Source organism: Sinorhizobium sp. M4_45 (assembly GCF_002885915.1).
GTDB lineage: Bacteria > Pseudomonadota > Alphaproteobacteria > Rhizobiales > Rhizobiaceae > Sinorhizobium > Sinorhizobium meliloti_A.
This window is the reverse complement of the sequence record NZ_NWVE01000002.1, coordinates 421,055-444,016: the sequence shown is the minus strand read 5'-3', so window position 1 is coordinate 444,016 and position 22,962 is coordinate 421,055. Positions and strand designations below refer to the sequence as shown.

The following is a 22,962-nucleotide window of genomic DNA, read 5'->3' as shown; positions in this document are numbered from 1 at the left end:
GGTCAAGCTCCACTTCCGATTACTGTGCGGCGTTGTCGGCGACGTCAACGGCCTTGGCCGCGCCGTCTACGGACGCCATGAGCGCCTTGTTCGCTTCGCCGACATTGGTTGCGGCGGCGGCGAGCCAGGCGTCGTATTTATCCTGCGCAACAACGCGGACGGCGATCGGCATATAGGCGTGATCCTTGCCGCAGAGCTCGGAACACTGGCCGTAATAGAGACCTTCGCGATCGGCCTTGAACCAGGTTTCATTGAGGCGGCCGGGAACCGCGTCGATCTTGACGCCGAAAGCCGGCATGGCGAAGGCATGAATCACGTCGGCAGCCGTGACGAGCAGGCGAACGGTCTTGCCGACCGGCACGACGACTTCGTTGTCGACGGCGAGAAGACGCGGATACTGCGCCTTATCCTCCTTGCCGAGGCCCGCACGATCCTCGTCCTTCAGGAGCAGGCTATCGAAGGAGAGCGGGTTTTCGCCGACTTCATATTCATAGGACCAGTACCACTGGTTGCCGGTCGCCTTGACCGTCAGGTCCGGATTTTCCGGAGGCGTGAGCTGCGCGGTCAAAAGCTGGAACGAGGGAATCGCGAGGAAAAGCAGCACGATAACCGGGCCGACCGTCCAGATGACTTCGATCAGCGTATTGTGGCTGGTCCTCGACGGAACAGGATTGGCACTCTCGCGGAATTTGACGACCACGATGACCAGCAGCAGGAGAACGAAAAGTGTGATCGGAATGATGAACCACAGGGTATAGTGTTCAAACCACGTGATTTCTTCCATGATGCCCGTAGCAGCCGCCTGAAAGTTCGTCTGCCAGTCGACAGGCTTGTCAGCAAAGGCGCTCGAAGCAAAAAGCAGACAGGCAAGCGCTGCCAGAACTGCATAGGCCTTGTTTTTCACAATTACGTCTCCCCAATGCGCTTGATCAGGATCAAACCCGGAACGCAGAATCCCTGCGATACTGAAGCGCTTCAAACCACAGTTTGACCAGCGCCGCAACATCTGTCCAAGCAACCTCGTGCGGCATTTTTGCACAAAGCGGAAGTTTTCGCACAGGAGACCTCGCAACCGGTCGAAAGCCCTCCCACGCACCGGCGCCCGCGCGCGGGCCGGTATTCGCCGCCCCTTTTGCGGACAGCCACGCTCATCGGCGGAGACAAGGCAGCCCTCGGCAGGTCTATTTCGTGCCGGGAGGGCCCAATTTCGGCCATATGACACTGGAATGTAACGACCAGGGCTTTTCATTTATCCTCGCGCGCTTCAAGAATAGCCCTAATGATTCGAGGTTTTTGAGGTTTACATGGGCCTGTCCCTCTTCTCCCGGCTGCCCGCCCTGGCCGCGCTCGCAATTGCCGCCTTCGCACTCCCCGCAGCAGGCTTGGCCCAGCAATCCAACGCAACGCCGGGCACGGTGAAGTCAAACCACGGCGCGTGGTCGATCGTCTGCGACCAGCCGGCGGGCGCCTCGGCCGAACAGTGCGCGCTGATGCAGAACGTCATCGCCGAAGACAGGCCGGAAGTCGGCCTATCGGTCGTCGTGCTCAAGACCGCCGACCGCAAGGCGAAGATCCTTCGGGTGCTTGCGCCGCTCGGCGTGCTCCTGCCGAACGGCCTCGGCCTCAATGTCGACGGCAAGGACATCGGCCGCGCCTATTTCGTGCGCTGCTTCTCCGACGGCTGCTACGCCGAGGTCGTGCTCGAAGACGAGCTCCTCAAGACCTTCCGCGCCGGCGCGACGGCAACCTTCATCGTTTTCCAGTCGCCCGAGGAAGGCATCGGCATCCCCGTCGACCTCAAGGGCTTCGACGAAGGCTACGACGCCCTGCCGTAACGGCAGCTTTCTTTAAAGGCGAGGGAGCCGCGTCCGGTGACGCGGCTTTTATTTCGGGCTCTTCCGGATTTTACAGAATCTCGGTCGCGGCGATCTTGATGCCGAATCCCTCCAGGCCGACGTAATGCCGCTCGCGCGACGAAAGAAGGCGAATGGAGGTGATGCCGAGGTCTTTCAGGATCTGCGCGCCGAGGCCAATCTCCAGCCACTCGCTTTCACGCTCCTGTGCCTCCGAGTGGGCTTCCCTCTCGTGCTTGCCCTTTCGCGCGGTCTGCGAAATTCCGACCCCCACCGAGCCCTCTCGCAGATAGACGATGACGCCCCTCCCCTCAGCGGCGATGCGCTTCATGATCTCGTCGATCTGGCGGCCGCGGCCGAAGACGTCGGCTCCGACGTTCTCGAGGTGGAGACGCACGGGAATGTCGACGCCGTCGCGAATGTCTCCGAAAACCACGGCCAGGTGCTGCATCGTATCCCAGGGCAGCGAATAGGTGTGGCCCTTGGCCTTGCCGTAGGGCGTGTCCATCTCGAAGGAATGGCCCTGCTCGATCAAGGTCTCCTTGCGCTGGCGATAGGCAATGAGATCGGCTACGGAGACCTGCTTCAGGCCATGCGTTTCGGCAAAGGCTTCGACCTGCGGTCCACGCGTGACCGTGCCGTCATCGTTGACGAGTTCGCAGATGACGCCGATCGGCGGCAGGCTCGCGAGCCTGCAGAGATCGACGGCGGCCTCGGTATGGCCGGAGCGCATCAACACGCCGCCTTCACGCGCCACCAGAGGGAATATGTGGCCGGGCCGGACGAAATCCGTCGGCCCGACATTCGGATTGGCGAGGTTCCTGACCGTCAGCGTACGGTCGTCGGCGGAAATGCCGGTCGTGGTCCCGTGCTTGAAATCGACCGACACCGTGAAGGCGGTGGTGTGGGCGGAGTCGTTCTCGGCAACCATCGCATTGAGGTTGAGGCGCTTTGCCTCCTCCCGAGGCATCGGCGCGCAGACGATGCCGGACGTATGGCGCACGATGAACGCCATCTTCTCAGGCGTGCAGTGCACCGCCGCGACGATCAGGTCGCCCTCATTCTCGCGGCCGCCGTCGTCGGTGACGACGACGATCTCGCCTGCTTCGAAGGCGCGAATGGCTTCGACGACGCGCTTCTGGTCGTAGGACATGTCTTGTCTCCGCGAATATCCTGTGTGGTGCATTCCCAGACGGAAAACCGCTGCGCACCTTTTCCTGCAGCGCCACGCGTCTTTCAGAAGCGCGAAGGCCGCTGCAGCAGTCGAGTTACTTCAGCCGGCCGGTCTGGCCACGGTCACGCAGATAGTGATCGGCGATGGCGCAGGCCAGCATGGCCTCTCCGATCGGCACCGCCCGAATGCCGACGCAGGGGTCGTGACGGCCCTTGGTGCGCACGTCGACCTCCTTGCCGTCGCTGTCGATCGAACGGCGCTCCGTGAGAATGGATGAGGTCGGCTTGATGGCGAAGCGCGCAACGACCGGCTGCCCGGTTGCGATCCCGCCCAGAATGCCGCCGGCATTGTTGGACAGGAAAACCGGTTCGCCCTGCGCTCCGATGCGCATCTCGTCGGCGTTCTCCTCGCCGCTGATCTCGGCTGCGGCGAAGCCGTTGCCGATCTCGACACCTTTGACCGCGTTGATGGACATAAGATTGGCGGCGATATCCTGATCGAGCTTCGCATAGATCGGCGCGCCGATGCCGGCCGGAACGCCTTCGGCAACCACCTCGACCACCGCGCCGATCGAGGATCCCGCTTTGCGGATGCCGTCGAGGTAGTCTTCCCAGACGGGCACAATCGCCGGGTCGGGTGCGAAGAACGGATTGTTGTTCACTTCCGCCCAGTCCCAATTGGAACGGTCGATCCGGTGCTTGCCGATCTGGACGAGTGCACCGCGGATCACCAGACCCGGCACGACCTTGCGGGCGATAGCGCCCGCCGCCACGCGCGCAGCGGTCTCGCGCGCCGAGGAGCGGCCGCCGCCGCGGTAGTCGCGGATGCCGTATTTCGCATCGTAGGTATAGTCGGCATGGCCGGGACGGTAGCGCTTGGCGATCTCGGAATAATCCTTGGAACGCTGGTCGGTATTCTCGATCATCATCGAGATCGGCGTGCCGGTCGAAATCATCGTCTCGCCGTCGTCATCGAGCATTACGCCGGAAAGGACCTTCACAAGGTCGTCCTCACGACGCTGGGTGACGAAGCGCGACTGGCCGGGCTTGCGCTTGTCGAGCCAGGCTTGGACTTCGGCGAGCGTAAAGCGAATTCCGGGCGGACACCCGTCGACGACACAGCCAAGTGCGGGACCGTGGCTTTCGCCCCAGGTCGTGACGCGGAAAAGATGACCGAATGTATTGTGCGACATGGCGGCTACCGAACTCCGGATCGCGAAGATGGCCGGTGAGCCGCCTCGCGTCTATTCCAATTACCCCGGAGCCGCAGCTGGCCCGCTCCGAGGGCCACGCGAGAGACGCGCGTGCCCTCTCTTAGTGGAAAGCGGGCACGCGGGAAAGTCCTTCTGCGGCGGCGGCTGGCACAGGTGCCATCTCCCGTGCCCCCCAGGCTCGGCGCCTCAAGAAAGGTGCCGCTAAATTCCCGTGGAAAACCGGGAGAGTTCGGCTGCCGCCGAGCCGCTCCGCCGCTTTCACGGAAACATCGGGTTGCAATTCGCCGAACCGGCCTTCACCCTCCCATGCGGCGGGCAACTGCATCGAAAAAGCAACGACATAGGGCTACTTTTGCCACAATCGGGGATCAAAGCGTGAGAACAACAAAATTCGCAAAATCATTGATGAGGGCAACAAGGATGCGATTTGTCATTGCCACGCTCATGGCCACCGCAAGCCTGCTTTCGCCGCTCTCCGCGCTTGCCGAGAGTGCCGATGTCGAAGCCGTGATCACCAGCGTCGATACCGACCGGCTGAGCCTCTCCCTCGATGACGGCAAGAGCTATCAGGCGCCCGAGGAGTTCAACTTCGAGGGGCTGGAGGCCGGCGTCAAGGTGCTTGTCTTCTATACCGAGGTCGACGGCAAGCGCGTCATCAACGACCTGGAGATCCTTCAGTAGGTTTGTGGCGTCAGAGCCAGCCTATCGAGCCATCCAGGATTTTCAGCAGGCGGTCCTGCGGGATCGCTGCAGCCGCCGCCTCATCGGCATCCATCTCCCCAAGCAGCTTGAACAATGCCCTGATAACGCCGCCATGGCTGACGCAGACGGTAGGCCGCGTCACGCTCCTGAGCCAGGCACCGACACGCCAGGACAGGATTTCGTAGCTTTCGGCGTCGGGACCGGGCGGGATGAAATCCCATTTCGCGACGCGCCTCTCTGCAATCCGCTCGGGCACGAGCCGCTTCAGTTCGGGAAGCGTGTAGCCCTCCCAGTCGCCGAAGGACACCTCCTTCAGACGCTCGTCGGTGCGGTAGGCCAAGGGATCGAGATCCATCGCCCGCCGAAGACGCTCCATGGTTTCGCGCGTACGGCCGAGCGGGCTGCTGACGAAATCGAAGTCGGCGGCGCCACTCCCGAGGAACCTCCTCAGCGCGACGCCGTTCCCGGTCGCCTGCTGCCGTCCGGTCTCGTTGAGGGGGATGTCCTTCTGACCCTGAAGGCGGCTCTCCGCATTCCAGTCCGTTTGTCCATGGCGAACCATGTAGATGAGCACAATGTCCACTCCGGGCGAGCCGCCGCGATCCCTGCCGCACATTCCGCAAACCGCAGCCGGTTTGAGGATAGAACATGCAGCAGTTCAAAGTGCGACAGCCGCCATGCGGCCGAAGGACGCATGGCGGCTGTCGAGCAAAGGCTGTCAATCCTTCACAACGCTGATGTCCGGCGCGTCAACGGCCTTCATGCCGACCGTGTGGTAGCCGGAATCAACATGATGGACTTCGCCGGTAACGCCGCTCGACAGGTCGGAAAGCAGGTAGAGGGCAGAATTGCCGACCTCCTCGATCGAGACCGTGCGCTTCAGCGGGGCGTTGTATTCGTTCCACTTCAGGATGTAGCGGAAATCACCGATGCCGGACGCAGCAAGCGTCTTGATGGGACCGGCGGAGATCGCGTTGACGCGAATGCCGCGGTTGCCGAGGTCGACCGCCAGGTAGCGAACGCTTGCCTCGAGGGCCGCCTTGGCGACACCCATGACGTTATAGTGCGGCATGACCTTCTCGGCGCCGTAATAGGTGAGCGTCAGTATCGAGCCGCCGTCGTTCATGACGCGATCCGCACGTGCGGCGACCGCCGTGAAGGAATAGACCGAAATGTCCATCGTACGCGCGAAGTTGTCGCGGCTCGTATCCAGGTAGCGCCCGGTCAATTCGTCCTTGTCGGAAAAGGCGATCGCGTGCACGACGAAATCGATCTTGCCCCACTTCTCTTCGAGGGCCGAGAATACGGCATCGATCGTGGTGAGGTCGGTCACATCGCAATGGCCGGCCATGAAGGCACCAAGCTCCTGCGCCAGCGGCTCGACGCGCTTCTTCAAAGCGTCGCCCTGCCATGTCAGCGCGATCTCGGCCCCCGCCTCGGCCAAGGCCTTCGCGATGCCCCATGCAATCGAGCGATTGTTTGCGACGCCCATGATGACGCCGCGCTTGCCATTCATCAGACCCGATGCCTGAGCCATGGAATGTCCCCAATACTGTCTGCCTTCCACCAGCTGCTGCCGGTGGCAAAATTTCACGAATGCCAGGATGCCGCGCCTCCTGCAGCGGGTGCGGCAATTGTCGAGCATTGCCTATGGCATAGGCGCCACAGCGGTTCAAGCAGGAGGCAGATCAGGAACTGTTAGTCCCCGTAATATTGGTTCAGCTTGTCAGAAAAGCTTCATAGAAAGAGGCCGTCACGCTGGGATCGCATGAGGTCCGTCACCTTGTCGTCCGGTTTTTCGTGTAGCACCACCCGCAATTCGACGACCAGGTCGCCGCTGTTCCCGTCGGCCCCGCGCAAGCCTTTTCCGGCAATGCGGATCTCCTTGTCGGAGCCCGACCACGCCGGCACCGTCACCGTGAGCGGTCCGTTCGGCGCATCGATCGTCGTTTCGCAGCCGAGAACCGCGCTCTGAAGATCGATCGGCAATGTGGTGACGAGGTCGAGACCGCGGGTCCGGAACGGGCCGTCCTGGCGGAGGCGCAGGGTTGCCACCACATCGCCGCGCGCCATACCGGCAACGCGGTAGCCCTGCTCCTTCAGGCGGATCGCCTGGCCGTCCGTAGCGCCGGCCGGGATGGGGACCTTCAGCAGTTCTCCGTCCGGAAGCTCAACCGGCACCCGCGCGAGATTGATCACGTCCTCGACGCTGGCGTGAACGTCGACAGCAAGATCCGGCACCTTCTCGGCCGTCTTCGCGATGCGTCCGCGAATACGCTGGACGATCGCGGCGACCAGATCCGCCGCCGGCATGATCGAGCGACGGGCAAACGCGTCGGCTTTCGGCTGCTCTTGTTTTGCTTCGGCGGCGAGCTCGGTTTTGGCTTCCACCGGCGCACGTTCCCTTTCGGCGGGACGCGCGGAGGATTTCGGCCTGGCGGCAGCGGGCTGCGGCTCGACGCCGAATATGCGCGAAATCGCTTCCTCGGCCGTTTCGGTGCCGACAGGGTCCTCCGGCACCTCCGCGCCTCGCATCTTCTCCTTCATCGCCTCCATGCGACGAAGCTCCGCCTCGCGCCGCGCCCAGTCGTAACGGCTTCTGCGCACCGGATCGCGAAGCAGCTCATAGGCCCTGCCCGCTTCCGCGAAGCGTTCGTTGGCGGAAGGATCGTCCTGATTGTGATCGGGGTGGACCGCTCTGGCGACGGAGCGCCAGGCCGCCTTGATTTCCTCTTGCCCGGCGGTGCGACGCACACCAAGAATTGCATAGGGATCGCGCATGGCTGCTATCGTTTTCTCTACTCGGCGGTCCTTCCCCGGATGCCCGCCTGACACCTCACGACGAGCGAAGAGGGTCTGCGAGACCTTCTCCGTCACCGGGCGATGATCGGGCGAAGTTGCTAACTATCGGTTAGTCGGAAGCGGGGACGCGGTGCCGAAAACATCGTCCGGGACGCTTCGCGGCCGCTTTGCGGCAATATGGTTAACCTGCGATTTCAGCTCCGCGGGCCGAAGCTCGTCAGGTACCATTCCCCGTTGCCGAGCTGGCAGGTGTTGCCATCGAACTTGGCAATGCCCTCGAAGGAGTGCCGGGTCGTGGTGAAGCGGCGGCAACGCATGCCCGAGGCATGGTCTTCCTGGATGCTGCTGATGACGCCGGCGCTGCCGGAATTTGCATTTGCCCAGGGGATGGTTCTGTCCTGACTGATGTCGGCAGCGGTAACGAGGTCGCGCACGGCTATGGCATCGGAAAGGCCGTCGGATGTCTTCGCCACCGGCACGGTTCCGGTCGAGACCGAACGATCGACGCCCGATCCCCCGAAGACGTCGAGGCCCGCGCCCATGCACCCCGGCAGGGCGAGAATCGTCACGCAAATTGCCGCGCTGCGCAGCAATGCGAAGGAAAGACCCTTCTTGCCATCGTTCCGCTTTGCTATGTCTTGCACGGCATTCCTGTCAGACTCGCCAGAGCGCACCACGTCCCGAGGAAGTCCGCAGGCAGGCTCTGACATTATTACGATGCGGAAACGCCACTCGGCTCATCCCGAAGCGTTCCCGCGCCAGACACACGGCATTGGAAAACAATATGACCGCGAACGAGTTAACAACCGGTGACTTCACGGAAGCAAGCGAGCCCTTTTCCCTTTTTGGCACATGGCTGAAGGAAGCAGAAAAGAGCGAGGTGAACGATCCGAACGCCGTCGCCCTTGCGACCGTCGACCCGGATGGCATGCCCAATGTGCGCATGGTCCTGCTCAAGGGGTTCGACGAACGCGGCTTCGTCTTGTACACGAATTTCGAAAGTCAGAAAGGCCGGGAAATGCTCGCGACCCCAAAAGCGGCCCTGTGTTTCCACTGGAAATCGCTGCGCCGCCAGGTGCGTCTGCGCGGTCCGGTCGAAGTCGTCTCCGACCAGGAAGCCGACGAATATTTCATGAGCCGGCCCCGCGGCAGCCGCATCGGCGCCTGGGCATCGAAGCAGTCCAGGCCGCTCGAAAGCCGCTTTGCGTTGGAGAAGGCCGTCGCCGAATACACGGCGCGGCATGCGATCGGCGAGATTCCACGTCCGGACTACTGGTCCGGATTCCGCATCCGTCCACTGTCGATCGAATTCTGGCACGACCGTCCCTTCCGGCTGCACGACCGTGTCGAGTTCCGCCGCGAAACGCCGGATGGCGGTTGGACGAAAGTGCGGATGTATCCCTGACGGAAAGACGCTGCCACCGCGCCTCAAGCTGCCTGGCGGGCAAAGAGCCGGAACGGGATGCCGGAACCGAGCGCGGTCACATAGCGCGCGGCCTGGAAATGGCCGTTGAGCGAAATGCGCGGCAGCGCATGAGGATTGGCAGCCTTGGACAGCATGCCGGGCTGCGTTGTCACCGCCACGGCAAAACCGAGTTTAGCCGCCAGCCGATGATCGCGGGGCGAAACCGCGAGCCTGTCCCCATAGGGATAGGCGAAGCTCGTGGGCCGGCGACCGGTGATCGTCCCGACGCGTTCGGCGGAGGCTGAGATTTCGCGGCTGGCCTCGTCGTCGCCAAGCCGCGCAAGTGCGCGATGACTGATCGTGTGTCCGCCGAGGCTGGCAAGCGGGCTTCGGACCAGGTTTCGAAGTCCCACTTCATCCAGCGTCAAACGCTCGGTGATGGCCAGCGGATCGATGCCGTGCTCCTGCGCGGCCCTGTTTAGTGTCGCGAGCGCATGGGCCTCATCGCTGCCATGGACGTAAGCGGCGATCCGATCGAAGGCGGCCTGCTTCTGCGCAAGGTTTTCGCTCGCCACCGCTTCCTCGCCTGCGCCGAAATCGAAGCGAAACCTGCGGCAGACGGACAGGAGATCGGCGAGCGTTTCCCACCAGAGCGTATGGCTGCGGTCGATGTAACCGGCGGTGACGAAAACGGTGAAGGGCACGCCGTGGCGCTCGAAGACCGGCAGGGCGTGATCGAGATTGTTGCGGTAGCCGTCATCGAGAGTGAAGCAGGCGAAGGGGCGGGTATCGGCGGAAGCAAGGCAGGCGGGCAGGTCGTCCAGCGGGATGAAGCGATAGCCGTCCCGCTTCAAAGTCACGATCGCCTCTTCGAGGAATTCCGGTGAGATTTCCAGATGGGCGTTGGGATCGAAAGTCCGCGCAACCTTCGGGCGGACATGATGCAGGGTGAAGATCGCCCCGCGCCCGCGGGCCGCCCCCAACAGCCGTGCCCGCGCAAGCAGATGCGCAGCTTCGAGCCCGCCGGTGATAGCGGCGCGCTTGGCATGGTAGCGGACCAGACCCGCAAAGCCGTGTTTCATCTTCTTCCGTCTTCTCAAATCGTCCTGTCGAGCGTGGACGGGCGTTGCGGCCCGGACGGTAGCGTCTGCGGGGTTAAGCCTTGCTGAATCGGCCGGGCGGCGCGAAAGAGCGGGCCGCCTTTTGTGCGGCGAGGTTGCAACGACGCCTCGAGCCTGTCAAAACAGCGTACCGCGTCGATATCGGCCGCACATCTCTATGAGGGGGAGTTCGATGACGAGCTTTCGATTGGCTCTGGCGACGATCGCCGTGCTTTTCTTCGGTGCCGTTCAGGCAATGGCAGGCAACGCCTCTCTTGTCGTCGACGCTCGGACGGGCCGGGTTCTCTCTGCCGAAAACCCCGACACGCTCCACCATCCCGCGTCTCTCACCAAGATGATGACGCTCTACATGACCTTCGAAGCGCTTCACCGTGGCCAGATCGCCTGGAAAACGCCTGTGCCCATGTCCGTGACCGCTGCACGCAAGCCGCCGACGAAGCTCGGCGTCAAGGCCGGAGGAACGATCACCGTCGAAGAGGCTGTCTACGGCATGATCGTTCGTTCGGCCAACGACGCGGCGGCAGCGATGGCCGAACGGCTTGGCGGTTCCGAGGAAGGCTTTGCGAGAATGATGAACGCAAAAGCACGCCAACTCGGCATGAACCGCACATTCTTCGTCAACGCTTCGGGTCTGCCGGCAAGCGAACAGGTGACCACGGCTCGCGATATGGCGCGGCTCGCCGTTGCCCTCATGCGACACTATCCGCGCGAGTACCGCCTGTTCTCGGTCCAGAGTTTCGCCTTCCGCGGCCGTGTGATCCGAGGCCACAACAATCTGATGTATCGATACCAGGGGATGGACGGCATCAAGACCGGCTACACGAGGGCCTCCGGCTACAATCTCGTAAGCGCGGTGAGCGACGGCAACCGCCGCCTCATCGGCGTGGTGCTCGGCGGGCGAAGCGCGCGAAGCCGTGATGAGAAGATGGCGGCGCTCCTCGATCAGCACCTGGGCAGGGTCTCCTCGCCCGGCCGCCCGATGATCGCGGCGGCAAGCGCACCCCGCCTGGCCGACGTGGCGAGCTTACCTGGCGTTTCCTTGTCCTATGTGGGTACCCAGCCCCCGGTCGAAGCTGTCGCCGCATCGCCGACGGAAGCTATCGTCCCGGCGGACCGGCCAACCGCAGTGGCGGCCGCGGACACGAAACCACCGGCGAGCGGCTGGCGAATTCAGATTTCCTCCGCACCGACCGCGGAAGGCGCGCGCAAGATGCTCGTCGAGGCACAATCGGCTGGCGGCGCGGCCCTTCTCGGCGCCGCCCCCCACACCGAGGCCGCAGGCTCGGGCGGAGCCTATCGCGTAGGTTTCGTAGGCTTCGCCAGTCGCGAAGCGGCGACGACCGCCTGCAGCATTCTGAAAAAGAGGTCCTATGACTGCGTCTTGCTTCCCGATGGGGGGTGAGTCCGCAACAGCTGAAAGAACGCTTCCCTCGCCGCAAACGCAGCTGCCCTCATCTCCGTAGCAAGCATAGATGAGGGCCCGTTGTCAGGCCTGCGTGCCGCCGACGGTGATCTGATCCATGCGCAGATGTGGCTGGCCGACGCCGACCGGTACCCATTGGCCGGCCTTGCCGCAATTGCCGATGCCGGTGTCGAGCTTCGTATCGTTTCCGACCATCGTCACCCGCTTCATCGCATCCGGACCGTTGCCGATCAGCATCGCACCCTTGACGGGCGCTCCGACCTTGCCGTTCTCGATCAGATAGGCCTCGGTGCAGCCGAAGACGAATTTGCCTGAGGTAATATCGACCTGGCCGCCGCCGAAGGAGACGGCATAGATGCCCCTCTTCACAGACGAGATGATTTCATCGGGCGTGCGGTCCCCGGCAAGCATATAGGTGTTGGTCATGCGCGGCATGGGCACGTGGGCGTAGCCCTGGCGGCGGCCGTTTCCGGTCGGTTCCATGCCCATCAGCCGGGCGTTCTGCCGGTCCTGCATATAGCCGACGAGCTTGCCGTCCTCGATCAGGACATTGTAGCCGGACGGCGTTCCCTCGTCGTCGATCGAGATGGAGCCCCGCCGCGCTTCGATCGTGCCGTCGTCGACGACCGTCACGCCCTTCGCAGCGACCTGCTCGCCGAGCAGCCCGGCGAAAGCGGAGGTCTTCTTGCGGTTGAAGTCGCCCTCCAGGCCGTGGCCGACGGCTTCGTGCAGCATGACGCCCGGCCAGCCGGAGGCAAGCACGACATCCATGGTGCCGGCCGGCGCATCGATCGCCTCGAGGTTCACGAGCGCTTGCCGCAAAGCCTCGTCCGTCCCGCTTTTCCAGTTTTCCTCGGTTATGAAATCGCCGAAGCCGCGCCGTCCGCCGATACCGAAGGAGCCGCTTTCCTGGCGGTCGCCCTCGCCGACCACGACGGAGATGTTGATCCGCGTCATCGGCCGGACATCGTGGACGCGGTGCCCGTCGGCCCTCAGAATATCCACGACCTGCCAGCTCGCCGCGAGCGTCGCGGTCACCTGGCGGACCTTCGGCTCCTTGGCGCGCACATAGGCGTCGATCTCCTGAAGCAGCTTGACCTTCGTCTCGAAACTCGGCTCGCCGATCGGGTTCTCGTCGCCGTAGAGCTTTTTGTTGGTGCGCTGCGGGGCTGCCGCGTAGGAGCCGGAATAGCCTCGGGTCACCTGCTCCACGGCGTCCGCCGCCCTCTTCAGGGCCGCAAGCGACAGTTCGCCGGCATGGGCGTAGCCGACGGCTTCGCCGGCGACGGCCCGCAGGCCGAAGCCCTGGTCGGTGTTGAAGCTGCCGCCCTTCAGGCGGCCATTGTCGAAGGAAAGCACCTCCGCCTGCGCATGCTCAAGGAAGAGTTCGCCGTCATCGGCGCCGGCAAGCGTCTCGGAGAGAACCTTGCGGACCGTCGCCTCGTCCGCATCGAAGAGGCTCATCAGGTTGGTGTCCATGGTTCTGCTCCCTGCCGTGAAGGATTGGGTCGTGAAACTTACTGGCTCCATTTAGGGAGCGCCGGCCCGCAAGCCAAGAAAAAACAAAGCACGAAAAATCGGTCAGGAAAGGGCAGCGTTCCAGCCATCGAGCAATTTGACCTGCTCGACGCCGGCAAAGCGGGCGATGCGGTCGAGTTCGGCCATAAGCTTTTCCATCCGGCCCGAAGAGGGTTTGACGCCGCGCTCCAGCCAGAGGCGCCGAACGTCGAGGCTTCCGCGTTTGCGATCGGCTTTCATGTCGATGCGGCCGATCAGCCGGTCGCCTTCGAGCAGGGGGAAGACATAATAGCCATATTCCCGCTTCGGCTCCGGTACGAAAACCTCGATACGATAGAAGAAATCGAAAAGCCGTTCGGCCCGGCTCCGGTCGCGCAGCAGCGGGTCGAAGGGGCTCAGCACCCGGACGCGGGCGGGCGGGTCGGGAATGTCGCCGAGCCCGCCGGGAAAGCCGGCGAAGGCAAAGGACGGGCGCGGCTTGCCGCCATTGGCAGATTCGATGACGATCTCGCACAGTTCGTCGCGATGGGCAGCGACCCATTCCTTCGCCTCGTCCGGCGATACGAGATCCCAGAAGGCGGCGATCTCGCCGTGGGTGGCGAAGCCCAGGCGCTCGAGCGCGCTGCGGCAGGCCCAGTCGATGAACTCCTCATGCGCGACCTCGCCGTCGTAGTGGCGAGCCGGAATGACGCGTTCCGTCAAATCATAGACCTTCTGGAAATTTTCGCGCCGGGCGATCGCGAGCTTGCCCTGGCGCCAGAGCACCTCGAGAGCCGTTTTCGACGGGTGCCAGTTCCACCAGCCGCCGGATTCGTGGCCGTCCTCCTTAAGGTGGCGCGCCATGACGGCGCCATTGTTCGCTATCCTCGCATAGGTCTCCTCGCAGCCCGCGTCGAAGTCTTCTCCGCGCCATTTGCGCCAGCGCTCGCGGAGCGTTTCGCTCTCCCATTTGAAGCGATGCTTCCAGTAGACGAAGAAGGTGCTCGGTATGATCGATGCGTCGTGGGTCCAATGTTCGAAGAGCTCGCCGTCCTTTTCGAGAAGCTCGGCCAGATGCTCGCGGCGATAGGTCTGATTGCGGGAAAAGAGAATCTGATGATGGGCCCGCTCGACGGTCGCTATGCTGTCGACCTGCACGAAACCCATGTCGTGAATCAATTGCAGCAAGCCGTCCTTGCCGAGCGCGCGATGCGGCGCGGCCGAGAGCCCCTGCTTGGCGAGAAAGATGCGCCGGGCATCGCGATTGGAAAGGCGAATCGTCATGAGCAAAGAGTAGGCTTTTATTCCCAAGTTTCAAACGTGAGTCGGCAACAGATGTGTTGTCCACACTACATTGCCCTTTACGATCGACTTGTCCTATAGAGCGATCACGCAAAACATCGCGAGGACCGACGCTTGGAAATCCGCTTTACCGATTGCTCGGTCAGCTTCGGCGAACGGGTCGCGCTTCAACCTCTGAGCCTTGCCCTCGATGAGCGGCGGGTCGGCGTCATCGGTCTCAACGGCTCCGGAAAGACCACATTCGCACGGCTGATCAACGGGCTCGTCAAGCCGACGACCGGACGGGTCAAGGTCAACGGCCTCGACACGGTCGAGGACGACAAGGCAGTGCTCGCCGAAGCCGGCTTCATCTTTCAAAATCCGCAGCACCAGCTGATCATGCCGATCGTCACCGACGATATCGCCTTCGGGCTCAAGAACCGGGGGCTGCCTGCGCATGAGATCGCGTCGCGAACCGAGGCAGTCCTTGTACGCTTCGGCGTCAGCCACCTCGCACGGAGGCGGGTGCACGAGCTTTCCGGAGGCGAGACGCAACTCGTCGCCATGGCGAGCGTCATCGTCACCGGGCCGAAAATTCTGATCCTCGACGAGCCGACCAATCAGCTCGACCTCAGAAATCGCCGGATGGTCGCCGAGACGATCGACACGCTCGACGAAGACACGATCGTCATCACCCATGATCTGGCGCTGGCCGAGAGCGCCGAACGGGTCCTGCTCTTTCACGAGGGCCGCCTTGTTGCCGACGGTGGGCCGGCCGAAACCATCCGGCGCTATCATGAGGTCGCCGGATGCTGACGAGCCTCTATGTCGAGGGAGGTAGCTGGTTTCACCGCGTGCCGGTGCGCGCCAAGCTTGTCGCGCTCGCCGTCTTGAGTATCGCGCTCTTCGCGACGGACTCACCTTTCCTGCTGCTGCCTGCCTTTCTCCTCAGCGCTTGGCTTTACCTCTCGCTCGGGCTGAAACCGCGCGAAGCGCTGTCGCGCGTCGGTTTCGTTTTCTTCACCATTCTGATCCTTGCCGCGGTCAATCTGTTCCTCGTTCCCGTGCCGCAGGTCGCGGCGCTCGTCTTGCGGCTGATGGCGCTCGTCGTCTTTGCAGCCGCGGTCACGGCGACCACGACGATCGGTGCTTTCATGGACGAGGTAACGATCCTCCTGAAGCCGCTGGAGCGCCTCGGTCTCTTGAGGGCGGCAGATGTCGGTCTGGCGCTTGGCCTCGTGCTGCGGTTCGTGCCCGACATCTTCGCCCGGTATCAGGCACTCGCCGAAGCGCATCGGGCACGCGGACTGCCGGTCCGGCCGTTGACCATCATCGGCCCGCTGATCATCCTGACGCTGAAAGATGCGGACACGATCGCGGCCGCCATTGACGCGAGGGGATTTCGCCGTCAATAAATTCGCGTTTTCTAATAAAAGGTAGGGCTATATGAACACCAGAGACCTCGTCCTCGTTGCGCTTTTCACTGCCATCATCGTTGTGCTCGGCCTCGTACCGCCGATCACGCTCGGCTTCATTCCCGTTCCGATCACGGCGCAGTCGATGGGCGTGATGCTCGCCGGCTGCATCATCGGCGCGAAGCGCGGCGCCCTCGCCTTCCTCCTGCTCATCCTGCTCGTCACCATCGGACTGCCGGTACTTTCCGGCGGCCGCGGCGGACTCGCCGTCCTGGCCGGTCCCTCGGGCGGGTTCATCTTCGGCTGGGCAGTTGCCGCCTTCGTTACCGGCCTGATCGCCGAGCGCTTCGTCCAGTCCACGAATTCGGAAGCGCGCCAATTTGTCGGCTTCTTCCTCGCCTCGGTCCTCGGCGGCATCGTCGTGCTCTATGCGATCGGGGTTCCGTGGCTCTCTGCCGTCACCGGTACGCCTCTGATGGCAGCTGCAACCGGTTCGCTCGTCTTCGTTCCGGGCGACCTGTTGAAGGCCGCGATCGCGACGCTCGCCGCCCGGGCCGTCTACGCCGGCTATCCGCTGCTGCCGGCGCGCGTCTGACGCAGTGCCGCTCTCCGAGGCAGTCGCGATCCATGCGAGCGAACGCCCGTCTTCCCCGGCCTTCCGCATGGAAGGCCGGGTTTTCACCTTTGGCGACCTTGCCGCGGAGGCCGGACGCATCCTCTCGGCCATTCACCGCTCGGGTGCGCAGGCGACAGAAGAAAGCATACTCTCCGGGCGCGTGCGGCTGGTCGCGCTCGAAACGGGAAATCACCCGCTTTTTCCCGCCGCTTTCCTTGCCGCGACCGCGGCCGGCCATTGCGCCGCCCTGATCGACCCGCATCTGCCCGAGATCGCGCGCCAACGGATGAAAGAGCGCCTGCGGCCGGAGATCGTCATCCGCGCCGAACGCGATCTCTTGCGCATCGACGTGCCGTCGGCAGGACAAAGCCGTCTGCTGCAAGGCGCCTCCGATGCTCCGCCCGCAATCCCCGCCGGCTGCGGCGGTGATCCCTTTCTCGTGGTCTTCACGTCGGGTACGACAGGCGATCCGAAGGCGATCATCCGCGACCGCCGGTCCTGGCGGGTGAGCCTTGAGACCGGGCAGAGCTTTTTCGGGCTCGGGCCGGAGACGACGACTTACGCGCCGGGACCGTTGGCGCACGGCCTGACGCTTTACGCGCTCGCGGAGACCCTGACGGCCGGGGCCGAATTCGTGGGCGCTCGGCACTTCGAGGCGGATCAGGCTTTGGCCACGATCGCGGCCACCGGAGCGAAACGGCTGGTGCTGGTGCCGACGATGCTGCGGCGGCTCTGCGAGCGCGCGGCCGGTTCGCCGTTGACATCGGTCAGACGGATTACCGTCGCCGGAGCCAAGCTCACGCCGGCGGATCGGGAAGCGGCGACACGGGCTTTTCCGGAGGCTCAGGTCACGGAATATTACGGCGCCTCGGAACTCGGCTTCATCAGCGTTTCCCGGCCGACGGACAGGCACACGCCGACCGCGGTCGGAAAGGCCTTTCCCGGCGTTCGCCTGGAGATCCGGGACGAGAAAGGCGAGCGCCTTCCCGCAGGAGAAACGGGCACGATCTTCGTCGAAAGCGAGCTCATATCCGACGGTTACATCGCGGGCGGCGACGGAGCGGGATTCCGCCGGCAAGGAAAGCTCGCGACGGTCGGCGACCTCGGTTTCCTTGACGAGGGCGGCACCCTGCACCTCATCGGCCGGGCGGGCGGGATGGTGGTCTCGGGCGGGAACAACATCTATCCATCGGAGGTGGAGATCGTGATCCAGGGAGCCGGCGGCGTGAACGCGGCCCTTGTCTTCGGTCTCGATCATCCGGATCTCGGCAGCGAGCTTGCGGCGGTGATCGAGCCCGGCGCCGGATTCGATCATGCGGCACTCGAACGTCATCTTGCCGCCGCCCTGCCGCGCTACAAGCGCCCGCGCAGGATATGGCTCTGCCGGAAGATGCCGATGACCGCCTCCGGCAAGGTCGCGGCCGGAGAGCTTCGGCAATGGATCGCGGAGGAGAACAGTGCCCTTGAACGCCTCCTCTGACCCCGATCGCACCCCGGTCGTCATCGCCGCACTGCGAACGCCGGTCGGCCGCGTCAACGGCAGCCTTGCCGCGATCGAGCCTGCAAGCCTTGCCGCCTTGCTGATCGAAAGGATCATTGCGGATACCGGCATCGACCGGGCAGAGATCGACGACGTGATCGTCGGCAATGCCGCCAACAGTGCCGGCAATCTCGCACGTCTCGCCGCGCTGGAGGCAGGATTGCCCGTCGCAATTCCGGGCGTCACCGTCGACCGTCAATGCGGCTCCGGGTTGGAGGCGATCGTCCTTGCTGCTCGGCAGATCCAGGCCGGCGCGGGTCGTTTCTACCTTGCCGGAGGCACCGAGAGCGCCAGTCGCGCGCATATCCGCCTTCGGCCCCCGCTCACGCGCGGCGAAGAGCCCCAGCCGGTCCAGCGCGCGCGGATGGCGCCCGATTCGATCGGCGATCCGGATATGGGCGTTGCAGCGGAGAACGTCGCCACGGCCTGCGGCATCTCGCGTGAGCGACAGGACCGGTTTGCGCTCGAAAGCCACCGACGCGCCGTCGCGGCCGAAGCGGCAGGCCGGTTCTCGCGCGAGATCGTGCCCGTGCCGACATCGTCAGGGCCTGTCGCAAGGGATGAGTGCCCTCGCGCAAACGCATCTGCCGAGACGCTCTTGCGACTGAGGCCGGTTTTCGTTGCTGGCGGGACCGTCACCGCCGGAAATGCATGCCCGGTCAATGACGGCGCGGCGATGGTACTGATGACGAACCTCGCGGAGGCGCGCAGGCGCGGCGTCGCCTTCGGTCTCGTCTTCACCGATGCGGCGACGGCCGGCGTCGAACCGAAGCTGCTCGGCCTCGGCCCCGTCCCCGCCATGGCGAAGCTTCGCGCGCGCAATCCCGCGCTCGATGTGGCCCGCGTCGATTTCATCGAATTCAACGAGGCTTTTGCCTCGCAGGTTCTCGGGAGCCTCGACCAGCTCGATATCGCACCCGAACGCGTCAACAGCGACGGCGGCGCGATCGCGCTCGGCCACCCTTATGGCGCTTCCGGCGCCATTCTCGTCGTCCGGCTGTTCTCGCAGATGTTCGCGGCCTCCTCCCCGGCGGAAGGGCTGGCCATGATGGGCATCGGCGGCGGCATGGGGATCGCCGCCCACTTCAGCAGCTGCAGACCGGATCAGGCGGCATAGCCGGCGAGCCATTCCCGGGTTGGGGCCGGCAGCTGTACCGGTTGATGGCGGGCACGGTCGACGGCCACCCAGACAATCTCCACCTCGGCGGCAAGTTTGTCGCCGGTCTCGACGCGTACGGCAAAACCTATCGAGCTGCCGCCGATCTTCGCGACGGTCACCGTAAAGCGCGCGGGATCGTCGAAGCGCAGACCGCGATGGAAGATGCAGGCGGAGCGGCGGACGAGATAGGCCGGTTCTTCCGCAATTGCCGGCCGGTGACGCCAGAGATTGGCAAGCGCGGCCTCCGCATGCGCATAATAGGCCGCATTGTGCATATGGCCGTGCATGTCTATATCGCGGAACGGAATGCGGACTTCCGTGACATTTTCCCGCTCTGTGCCGTCCATGCGAGGCTCCCCGATGCGCTCCACACTCGTTAGACAGTTTGGCGACCCCGGACAAGTCATCGAGCTCGTGGACGCACCCCGCCCTGCCGCAGGCGCGGGCGAAGTCGAGGTCGAAATATCGCTCGCGGCAATCAATCCTTCGGACCTGATCCCCGTTACGGGCGCCTACAGCGCGCGCACCGTCCTGCCTTTTGTCCCCGGCTTCGAGGGCGTCGGCATCGTCAGGCTCGTCGGGCCGGACGTGCAAGGCATCAAGGCCGGAGATCGGGTCGTCCCGATCGGCGCGAGCGGGCTTTGGCAGCAATTCCTCCTCCGCCCCGCCGAATGGTGCTTTCGCGTGCCGGACGGGATCGAAGACGCGCAGGCGGCGATGAGCTATGTCAATCCGCTAACGGCGTTGAGGCTTGTCGAAGCGCTGCGGGAGCATTTCGGATCGCTCGAGGGCATGGATGTCGGCGTGACCGCTGCGGGCTCTGCCATCGGCGGCATGCTGATGAAGCTGCTTGCGCTCGAAGGCGCGGTGCCGACAGCCATGCTTCGCAGCGAGAGGAGACGCGGCCGTCTCGGCGAGGCACACCGGATCCTGGTGGCCGAGAGCGGCGATCTCCTCATGGACAGCCAATTCGATGCGGTGCTGGATGCCGTCGGCGGCGCGCTGGCGGGGGAACTGATCGGGCGGTCCATCCGCCCCGGCGGGACCTTCATCCAGTATGGAGCGCTCAGCGGCGCACCCGTGCCTCAGACGGCGATCAGCGGCCGGCCCGACATACGTTTCGCCTTTCTTTGGCTGAGAACCTGGGTGCATTCCGCCGGCCGGGAGGCACTCGAAGCCGCTTTCCTGCGCAGCTTCGCCGGGCTGCAGAGCGGCCTCTTTGCCAGCCCTGTTGCCGCCACCTACCCCTTGAGCAGGCTCGCCGATGCCCTTGCGCATCAGGCCGACCCGCGTCGCGACGGCAAGATCCTGCTCGATCCGCGCTGTTGAAAATCGGCAGTTTCGCGTCGCGCGCCATGGATTTTGACAGGCATGCGCACTAGGTTCGCGGGATGACCACGCATCTCTACGAAAATCCGGTCTTCCTGAAGCACGAGGTCCCGGAAGGGCACCCCGAACGGCCGGATCGGCTGAAGGCCTTGAATCTTGCGTTGGAGCATCCGAATTTCGCGGATCTGGAGCGGGTCGAGGCATCGAAGGGTGATGAAAATCTGGTGTTGCTCGCCCACACGGAAGAGCACCTGCTGCGAATCAAGCGGGACATTCCGGACGAGGACATCAACCAGCTCGAGGCCGATACCTATGCAGGCCCGCAAAGCCTCGAGGCCGCGTTGACCGGCATCGGCGGTGCTGTGGCGGCTGTCGACGCGGTTTTCGCGGGCGAAGCGGACAATGCCTTCGTCGCAGCACGCCCGCCCGGCCACCATGCCGAGAAGAACAGGGCCATGGGGTTCTGCTTTTTCAACAATGTAGCGATCGCCGCGCGCCACGCGCAGACGGCGCATGGTGCCGAACGCGTTGCCATCGTCGACTGGGACGTCCACCACGGCAACGGCACACAGGACATTTTCTGGGACGACCCGTCGGTGCTCTTCTGCTCCACGCATCAGATACCGCTCTATCCCGGTACCGGTGCCAAGGACGAGACGGGCGTCAGGAACAATGTCGTCAATGCGCCGATTTCGCCCAATAGCGGCAGCGAGCATTTCCGCGATGCCTTCCGTTCGCGCGTGCTGCCCGCGCTTGAAAATTTCCGGCCCGACTTTCTTCTGATTTCCGCCGGCTTCGACGCCCACCACCGCGATCCATTGGCCCAGATCAATCTGGTCGGCGAAGATTTCGACTGGGCGACGGGTCGTCTCATTGACGTTGCCGGCAGGAGCGCCGGCAACCGCATCGTCAGCCTGCTCGAAGGCGGCTATGACTTGCAAGGCCTGGCCGAGTCGGCCGGCCTGCATATTCTGAGATTGATGAGAGGGTAATTCATGAATAACAATGCGCAACCGGACGTTTCCGCCCTCTCCTTCGAGCAGGCCGTCGAGGAATTGGAACGTATCGTTTCGGCGCTTGAACGCGGCGACGTCGCACTCGACAAATCGATCGAGATCTACGAGCGGGGCGAGGCCCTGAAGAAGCACTGCGAGGCACTGTTGAAGGCGGCAGAGGACCGTATCGAAAAGATCCGCCTCGACCGCGCCGGCCGGCCGCAGGGAGTCGAGCCGCTCGACGCGGAGTAGTTTTCATTCCAGGCGAGATTCGCCCCTCATCCGGCCTGCCGGCACTCCCCGCAGGCGGGGCGAAGGGACAAGCGGCACGCATCGGTGCAAACCCGCCTGCGGGACTCCAAACAGAAACACTCCGTCTCCCGATTGCCGCTACCGAACCGGAAGCACTGACGGTAATCTTCAGTGAATGCCATCAACCGGAGCGCCTGCCATGTCCTTCTTTCCCGGTCCCGATCCGCTCGCCGGCGACAAGCCCGCCTGCGACGCAATCGAGCATCTGATCATCCCGCGTACCAGCGATATCGGCGGCCTGCAGGTCAGGCGGGCGCTGCCGACGGCAAAACGCCGGCTCGTCGGTCCTTTCATCTTCTTCGACCGGATGGGCCCGGCGCTGCTGCGTGCCGGCCAGGCGATCGACGTCCGCCCGCATCCGCATATCGGACTTTCGACCGTCACCTACCTGTTCGACGGCGAGATCAAGCACCGCGACAGCCTCGGCACCGAAATGGTCATTCGCCCGGGCGACGTGAACCTGATGACCGCCGGGCGCGGCATCGTGCATTCGGAGCGCTCGCCGGAAAACCAGCGCGGGCACGAACGCTCTCTTTCAGGACTGCAGACCTGGCTGGCGCTGCCCGACGCCATGGAGGAGATCGATCCGGTCTTCGCGCATACCGAGGAGCGTATGCTGCCGCATCTTGCCGATGGCGGGGTTCGCGCGCGCGTCGTCATCGGTCAGTTCGAAGGGGCGGCTTCGCCCGTCTCCACCTTTACCGATACGATCTATGTCGACCTCATGATCGAGCCCGGCAAGAGCGCGCCGTTCGCGGCCAACTGGGAAGAGCGCGCGCTCTACATCCTTGCCGGCGAAGCGATCATCGCCGGCGACCATTTCGACGACAATCAACTCCTCGTCTTTCGTCCCGGCGACGAAATCACCATCACCGCGGGGCCTGCAGGCTGTCACGTGATGCTCTTCGGCGGAGCAGCGCTCGGCTCGCCGCGCCATATCTGGTGGAACTTCGTTTCCTCCTCCAAGGAGCGGATCGACAAGGCAAAGGAAGAATGGCGCACGGGACACTTCGATATCGTGCCGGGAGACGAGGAAGAGTTCATACCCTTGCCCGCAAGCTGATCTCCGTTAAGCTCGTTTTCAGGCATTGGATCGCGATGCGGCGGAAAACCGCGCAGGTTTTC

At 63.9% G+C, this 22,962-nt stretch carries 24 protein-coding genes; 13 read left to right on the top strand and 11 right to left on the bottom strand.

The genetic code is table 11. The annotated features are described in order from the left end of the window. Window positions 1-19: 19 nt before the first annotated feature. Window positions 20-904 carry a cytochrome c oxidase subunit II gene (gene coxB / locus CN933_RS07765; RefSeq protein ID WP_018094445.1) on the bottom strand — a complete coding sequence of 295 codons (885 nt, stop codon included), beginning with the start codon at window positions 902-904 and terminating at the stop codon, window positions 20-22. Between the two features lie 400 nt (window positions 905-1,304). Between coxB and CN933_RS07760 the strand changes: the two genes are divergently transcribed. After that, window positions 1,305-1,835, top strand: coding sequence for an invasion associated locus B family protein (locus CN933_RS07760; RefSeq protein ID WP_026168549.1), 531 nt, complete (start codon window positions 1,305-1,307; stop codon window positions 1,833-1,835). 70 nt (window positions 1,836-1,905) lie between these two features. Here CN933_RS07760 and ribB read toward each other — a convergent pair whose 3' ends face one another. Further along, the gene (gene ribB, locus CN933_RS07755; protein WP_018094444.1) at window positions 1,906-3,006 is read right to left on the bottom strand and encodes a 3,4-dihydroxy-2-butanone-4-phosphate synthase; all 1,101 of its coding nucleotides are present in this window, start codon (window positions 3,004-3,006) and stop codon (window positions 1,906-1,908) included. Window positions 3,007-3,121: 115 nt separating this feature from the next. Continuing rightward, a complete protein-coding gene (gene aroC, locus CN933_RS07750) occupies window positions 3,122-4,219 on the bottom strand; it encodes a chorismate synthase (RefSeq protein ID WP_018094443.1) in 1,098 nt (365 codons plus the stop codon). A gap of 441 nt (window positions 4,220-4,660) precedes the next feature. Between aroC and CN933_RS07745 the strand changes: the two genes are divergently transcribed. Beyond that, window positions 4,661-4,921: a DUF1344 domain-containing protein gene (locus CN933_RS07745; RefSeq protein ID WP_003532345.1), complete on the top strand. Its 261-nt coding sequence runs from the start codon at window positions 4,661-4,663 to the stop codon at window positions 4,919-4,921. Between the two features lie 10 nt (window positions 4,922-4,931). Here the strand turns inward: CN933_RS07745 and CN933_RS07740 are convergent, their stop codons facing one another. From CN933_RS07740 to CN933_RS07725, 4 genes are all read right to left on the bottom strand, one after another. Beyond that, entirely contained in the window at window positions 4,932-5,516 is a 585-nt protein-coding gene (locus tag CN933_RS07740; RefSeq protein ID WP_026168548.1) for a histidine phosphatase family protein, read from the bottom strand. Window positions 5,517-5,660: 144 nt separating this feature from the next. After that, window positions 5,661-6,479 carry an enoyl-ACP reductase FabI gene (fabI, locus tag CN933_RS07735; RefSeq protein WP_018094441.1) on the bottom strand — a complete coding sequence of 273 codons (819 nt, stop codon included), beginning with the start codon at window positions 6,477-6,479 and terminating at the stop codon, window positions 5,661-5,663. 200 nt (window positions 6,480-6,679) lie between these two features. Beyond that, window positions 6,680-7,723 (bottom strand): DnaJ C-terminal domain-containing protein, encoded by a 1,044-nt coding sequence (locus tag CN933_RS07730; protein ID WP_026168547.1) that lies wholly within the window; start codon window positions 7,721-7,723, stop codon window positions 6,680-6,682. Window positions 7,724-7,938: 215 nt separating this feature from the next. After that, window positions 7,939-8,388, bottom strand: coding sequence for an RT0821/Lpp0805 family surface protein (locus CN933_RS07725; RefSeq protein WP_018094439.1), 450 nt, complete (start codon window positions 8,386-8,388; stop codon window positions 7,939-7,941). A 140-nt stretch (window positions 8,389-8,528) separates the two neighbouring features. On the opposite strand from CN933_RS07725, the gene pdxH reads away from it, so the two are divergent. Continuing rightward, window positions 8,529-9,149: a pyridoxamine 5'-phosphate oxidase gene (gene pdxH, locus CN933_RS07720; protein WP_018094438.1), complete on the top strand. Its 621-nt coding sequence runs from the start codon at window positions 8,529-8,531 to the stop codon at window positions 9,147-9,149. A gap of 23 nt (window positions 9,150-9,172) precedes the next feature. Here the strand turns inward: pdxH and CN933_RS07715 are convergent, their stop codons facing one another. After that, entirely contained in the window at window positions 9,173-10,231 is a 1,059-nt protein-coding gene (locus CN933_RS07715; RefSeq protein ID WP_018094437.1) for a polysaccharide deacetylase family protein, read from the bottom strand. A gap of 211 nt (window positions 10,232-10,442) precedes the next feature. On the opposite strand from CN933_RS07715, the gene CN933_RS07710 reads away from it, so the two are divergent. Further along, window positions 10,443-11,672 (top strand): D-alanyl-D-alanine carboxypeptidase, encoded by a 1,230-nt coding sequence (locus CN933_RS07710; protein WP_018094436.1) that lies wholly within the window; start codon window positions 10,443-10,445, stop codon window positions 11,670-11,672. 84 nt (window positions 11,673-11,756) lie between these two features. Here CN933_RS07710 and tldD read toward each other — a convergent pair whose 3' ends face one another. Further along, on the bottom strand, window positions 11,757-13,172 hold the full coding sequence (gene tldD, locus CN933_RS07705) for a metalloprotease TldD (protein ID WP_018094435.1): 1,416 nt from the start codon (window positions 13,170-13,172) through the stop codon (window positions 11,757-11,759). Window positions 13,173-13,274: 102 nt separating this feature from the next. Further along, on the bottom strand, window positions 13,275-14,474 hold the full coding sequence (locus tag CN933_RS07700; protein WP_018094434.1) for a winged helix-turn-helix domain-containing protein: 1,200 nt from the start codon (window positions 14,472-14,474) through the stop codon (window positions 13,275-13,277). Window positions 14,475-14,606: 132 nt separating this feature from the next. Here CN933_RS07700 and CN933_RS07695 point away from each other — a divergent pair, with 132 nt between their 5' ends. Genes CN933_RS07695 through CN933_RS07675 form a run of 5 tightly spaced genes read left to right on the top strand, consistent with a single transcriptional unit; the run spans window position 14,607 to window position 19,159 of the window. After that, a complete protein-coding gene (locus CN933_RS07695; RefSeq protein ID WP_018094433.1) occupies window positions 14,607-15,287 on the top strand; it encodes an energy-coupling factor ABC transporter ATP-binding protein in 681 nt (226 codons plus the stop codon). Continuing rightward, on the top strand, window positions 15,281-15,886 hold the full coding sequence (locus tag CN933_RS07690) for a CbiQ family ECF transporter T component (protein WP_018094432.1): 606 nt from the start codon (window positions 15,281-15,283) through the stop codon (window positions 15,884-15,886). The genes CN933_RS07695 and CN933_RS07690 overlap by 7 nt, the downstream gene beginning before the upstream one ends. A gap of 31 nt (window positions 15,887-15,917) precedes the next feature. After that, complete coding sequence (locus tag CN933_RS07685) at window positions 15,918-16,481, top strand: biotin transporter BioY (RefSeq protein WP_018094431.1); 564 nt, start codon at window positions 15,918-15,920, stop codon at window positions 16,479-16,481. Window positions 16,482-16,485: 4 nt separating this feature from the next. Then, window positions 16,486-17,982, top strand: a complete 1,497-nt coding sequence (locus tag CN933_RS07680) for a class I adenylate-forming enzyme family protein (protein WP_018094430.1) — start codon at window positions 16,486-16,488, stop codon at window positions 17,980-17,982. After that, complete coding sequence (locus tag CN933_RS07675) at window positions 17,966-19,159, top strand: thiolase family protein (RefSeq protein WP_018094429.1); 1,194 nt, start codon at window positions 17,966-17,968, stop codon at window positions 19,157-19,159. Before CN933_RS07680 ends, CN933_RS07675 begins: the two co-directional genes overlap by 17 nt. On the opposite strand, the gene CN933_RS07670 is transcribed toward CN933_RS07675, so the two are convergent. Further along, window positions 19,147-19,548: an acyl-CoA thioesterase gene (locus CN933_RS07670; protein ID WP_018094428.1), complete on the bottom strand. Its 402-nt coding sequence runs from the start codon at window positions 19,546-19,548 to the stop codon at window positions 19,147-19,149. The two genes, CN933_RS07675 and CN933_RS07670, sit on opposite strands and share 13 nt — an antisense overlap. Window positions 19,549-19,561: 13 nt before the next feature. Here CN933_RS07670 and CN933_RS07665 point away from each other — a divergent pair, with 13 nt between their 5' ends. From CN933_RS07665 to CN933_RS07650, 4 genes are all read left to right on the top strand, one after another. Then, entirely contained in the window at window positions 19,562-20,530 is a 969-nt protein-coding gene (locus CN933_RS07665) for a zinc-dependent alcohol dehydrogenase family protein (RefSeq protein WP_018094427.1), read from the top strand. Window positions 20,531-20,592: 62 nt separating this feature from the next. Then, window positions 20,593-21,522 carry a histone deacetylase family protein gene (locus tag CN933_RS07660; protein ID WP_018094426.1) on the top strand — a complete coding sequence of 310 codons (930 nt, stop codon included), beginning with the start codon at window positions 20,593-20,595 and terminating at the stop codon, window positions 21,520-21,522. A 3-nt stretch (window positions 21,523-21,525) separates the two neighbouring features. Beyond that, entirely contained in the window at window positions 21,526-21,777 is a 252-nt protein-coding gene (locus CN933_RS07655) for an exodeoxyribonuclease VII small subunit (RefSeq protein ID WP_003535810.1), read from the top strand. 199 nt (window positions 21,778-21,976) lie between these two features. Then, window positions 21,977-22,900, top strand: a complete 924-nt coding sequence (locus CN933_RS07650; RefSeq protein WP_018094425.1) for a pirin family protein — start codon at window positions 21,977-21,979, stop codon at window positions 22,898-22,900. Window positions 22,901-22,962: the final 62 nt, after the last annotated feature.

What these genes read in the sequence shown, in the direction of transcription:
- CN933_RS07700 (WP_018094434.1), bottom strand. Translation starts at nt 14,474, where the DNA reads ATGACGATTCGCCTTTCCAATCGCGATGCCCGGCGCATCTTTCTCGCC.
- CN933_RS07710 (WP_018094436.1), top strand. Translation starts at nt 10,443, where the DNA reads ATGACGAGCTTTCGATTGGCTCTGGCGACGATCGCCGTGCTTTTCTTC.
- fabI (WP_018094441.1), bottom strand. Translation starts at nt 6,479, where the DNA reads ATGGCTCAGGCATCGGGTCTGATGAATGGCAAGCGCGGCGTCATCATG.
- CN933_RS07760 (WP_026168549.1), top strand. Translation starts at nt 1,305, where the DNA reads ATGGGCCTGTCCCTCTTCTCCCGGCTGCCCGCCCTGGCCGCGCTCGCA.
- pdxH (WP_018094438.1), top strand. Translation starts at nt 8,529, where the DNA reads ATGACCGCGAACGAGTTAACAACCGGTGACTTCACGGAAGCAAGCGAG.
- CN933_RS07745 (WP_003532345.1), top strand. Translation starts at nt 4,661, where the DNA reads ATGCGATTTGTCATTGCCACGCTCATGGCCACCGCAAGCCTGCTTTCG.
- CN933_RS07730 (WP_026168547.1), bottom strand. Translation starts at nt 7,723, where the DNA reads ATGCGCGATCCCTATGCAATTCTTGGTGTGCGTCGCACCGCCGGGCAA.
- ribB (WP_018094444.1), bottom strand. Translation starts at nt 3,006, where the DNA reads ATGTCCTACGACCAGAAGCGCGTCGTCGAAGCCATTCGCGCCTTCGAA.
- CN933_RS07670 (WP_018094428.1), bottom strand. Translation starts at nt 19,548, where the DNA reads ATGGACGGCACAGAGCGGGAAAATGTCACGGAAGTCCGCATTCCGTTC.
- CN933_RS07655 (WP_003535810.1), top strand. Translation starts at nt 21,526, where the DNA reads ATGAATAACAATGCGCAACCGGACGTTTCCGCCCTCTCCTTCGAGCAG.
- aroC (WP_018094443.1), bottom strand. Translation starts at nt 4,219, where the DNA reads ATGTCGCACAATACATTCGGTCATCTTTTCCGCGTCACGACCTGGGGC.
- CN933_RS07660 (WP_018094426.1), top strand. Translation starts at nt 20,593, where the DNA reads ATGACCACGCATCTCTACGAAAATCCGGTCTTCCTGAAGCACGAGGTC.
- CN933_RS07690 (WP_018094432.1), top strand. Translation starts at nt 15,281, where the DNA reads ATGCTGACGAGCCTCTATGTCGAGGGAGGTAGCTGGTTTCACCGCGTG.
- CN933_RS07715 (WP_018094437.1), bottom strand. Translation starts at nt 10,231, where the DNA reads ATGAAACACGGCTTTGCGGGTCTGGTCCGCTACCATGCCAAGCGCGCC.
- CN933_RS07665 (WP_018094427.1), top strand. Translation starts at nt 19,562, where the DNA reads ATGCGCTCCACACTCGTTAGACAGTTTGGCGACCCCGGACAAGTCATC.
- tldD (WP_018094435.1), bottom strand. Translation starts at nt 13,172, where the DNA reads ATGGACACCAACCTGATGAGCCTCTTCGATGCGGACGAGGCGACGGTC.
- CN933_RS07650 (WP_018094425.1), top strand. Translation starts at nt 21,977, where the DNA reads ATGTCCTTCTTTCCCGGTCCCGATCCGCTCGCCGGCGACAAGCCCGCC.
- CN933_RS07685 (WP_018094431.1), top strand. Translation starts at nt 15,918, where the DNA reads ATGAACACCAGAGACCTCGTCCTCGTTGCGCTTTTCACTGCCATCATC.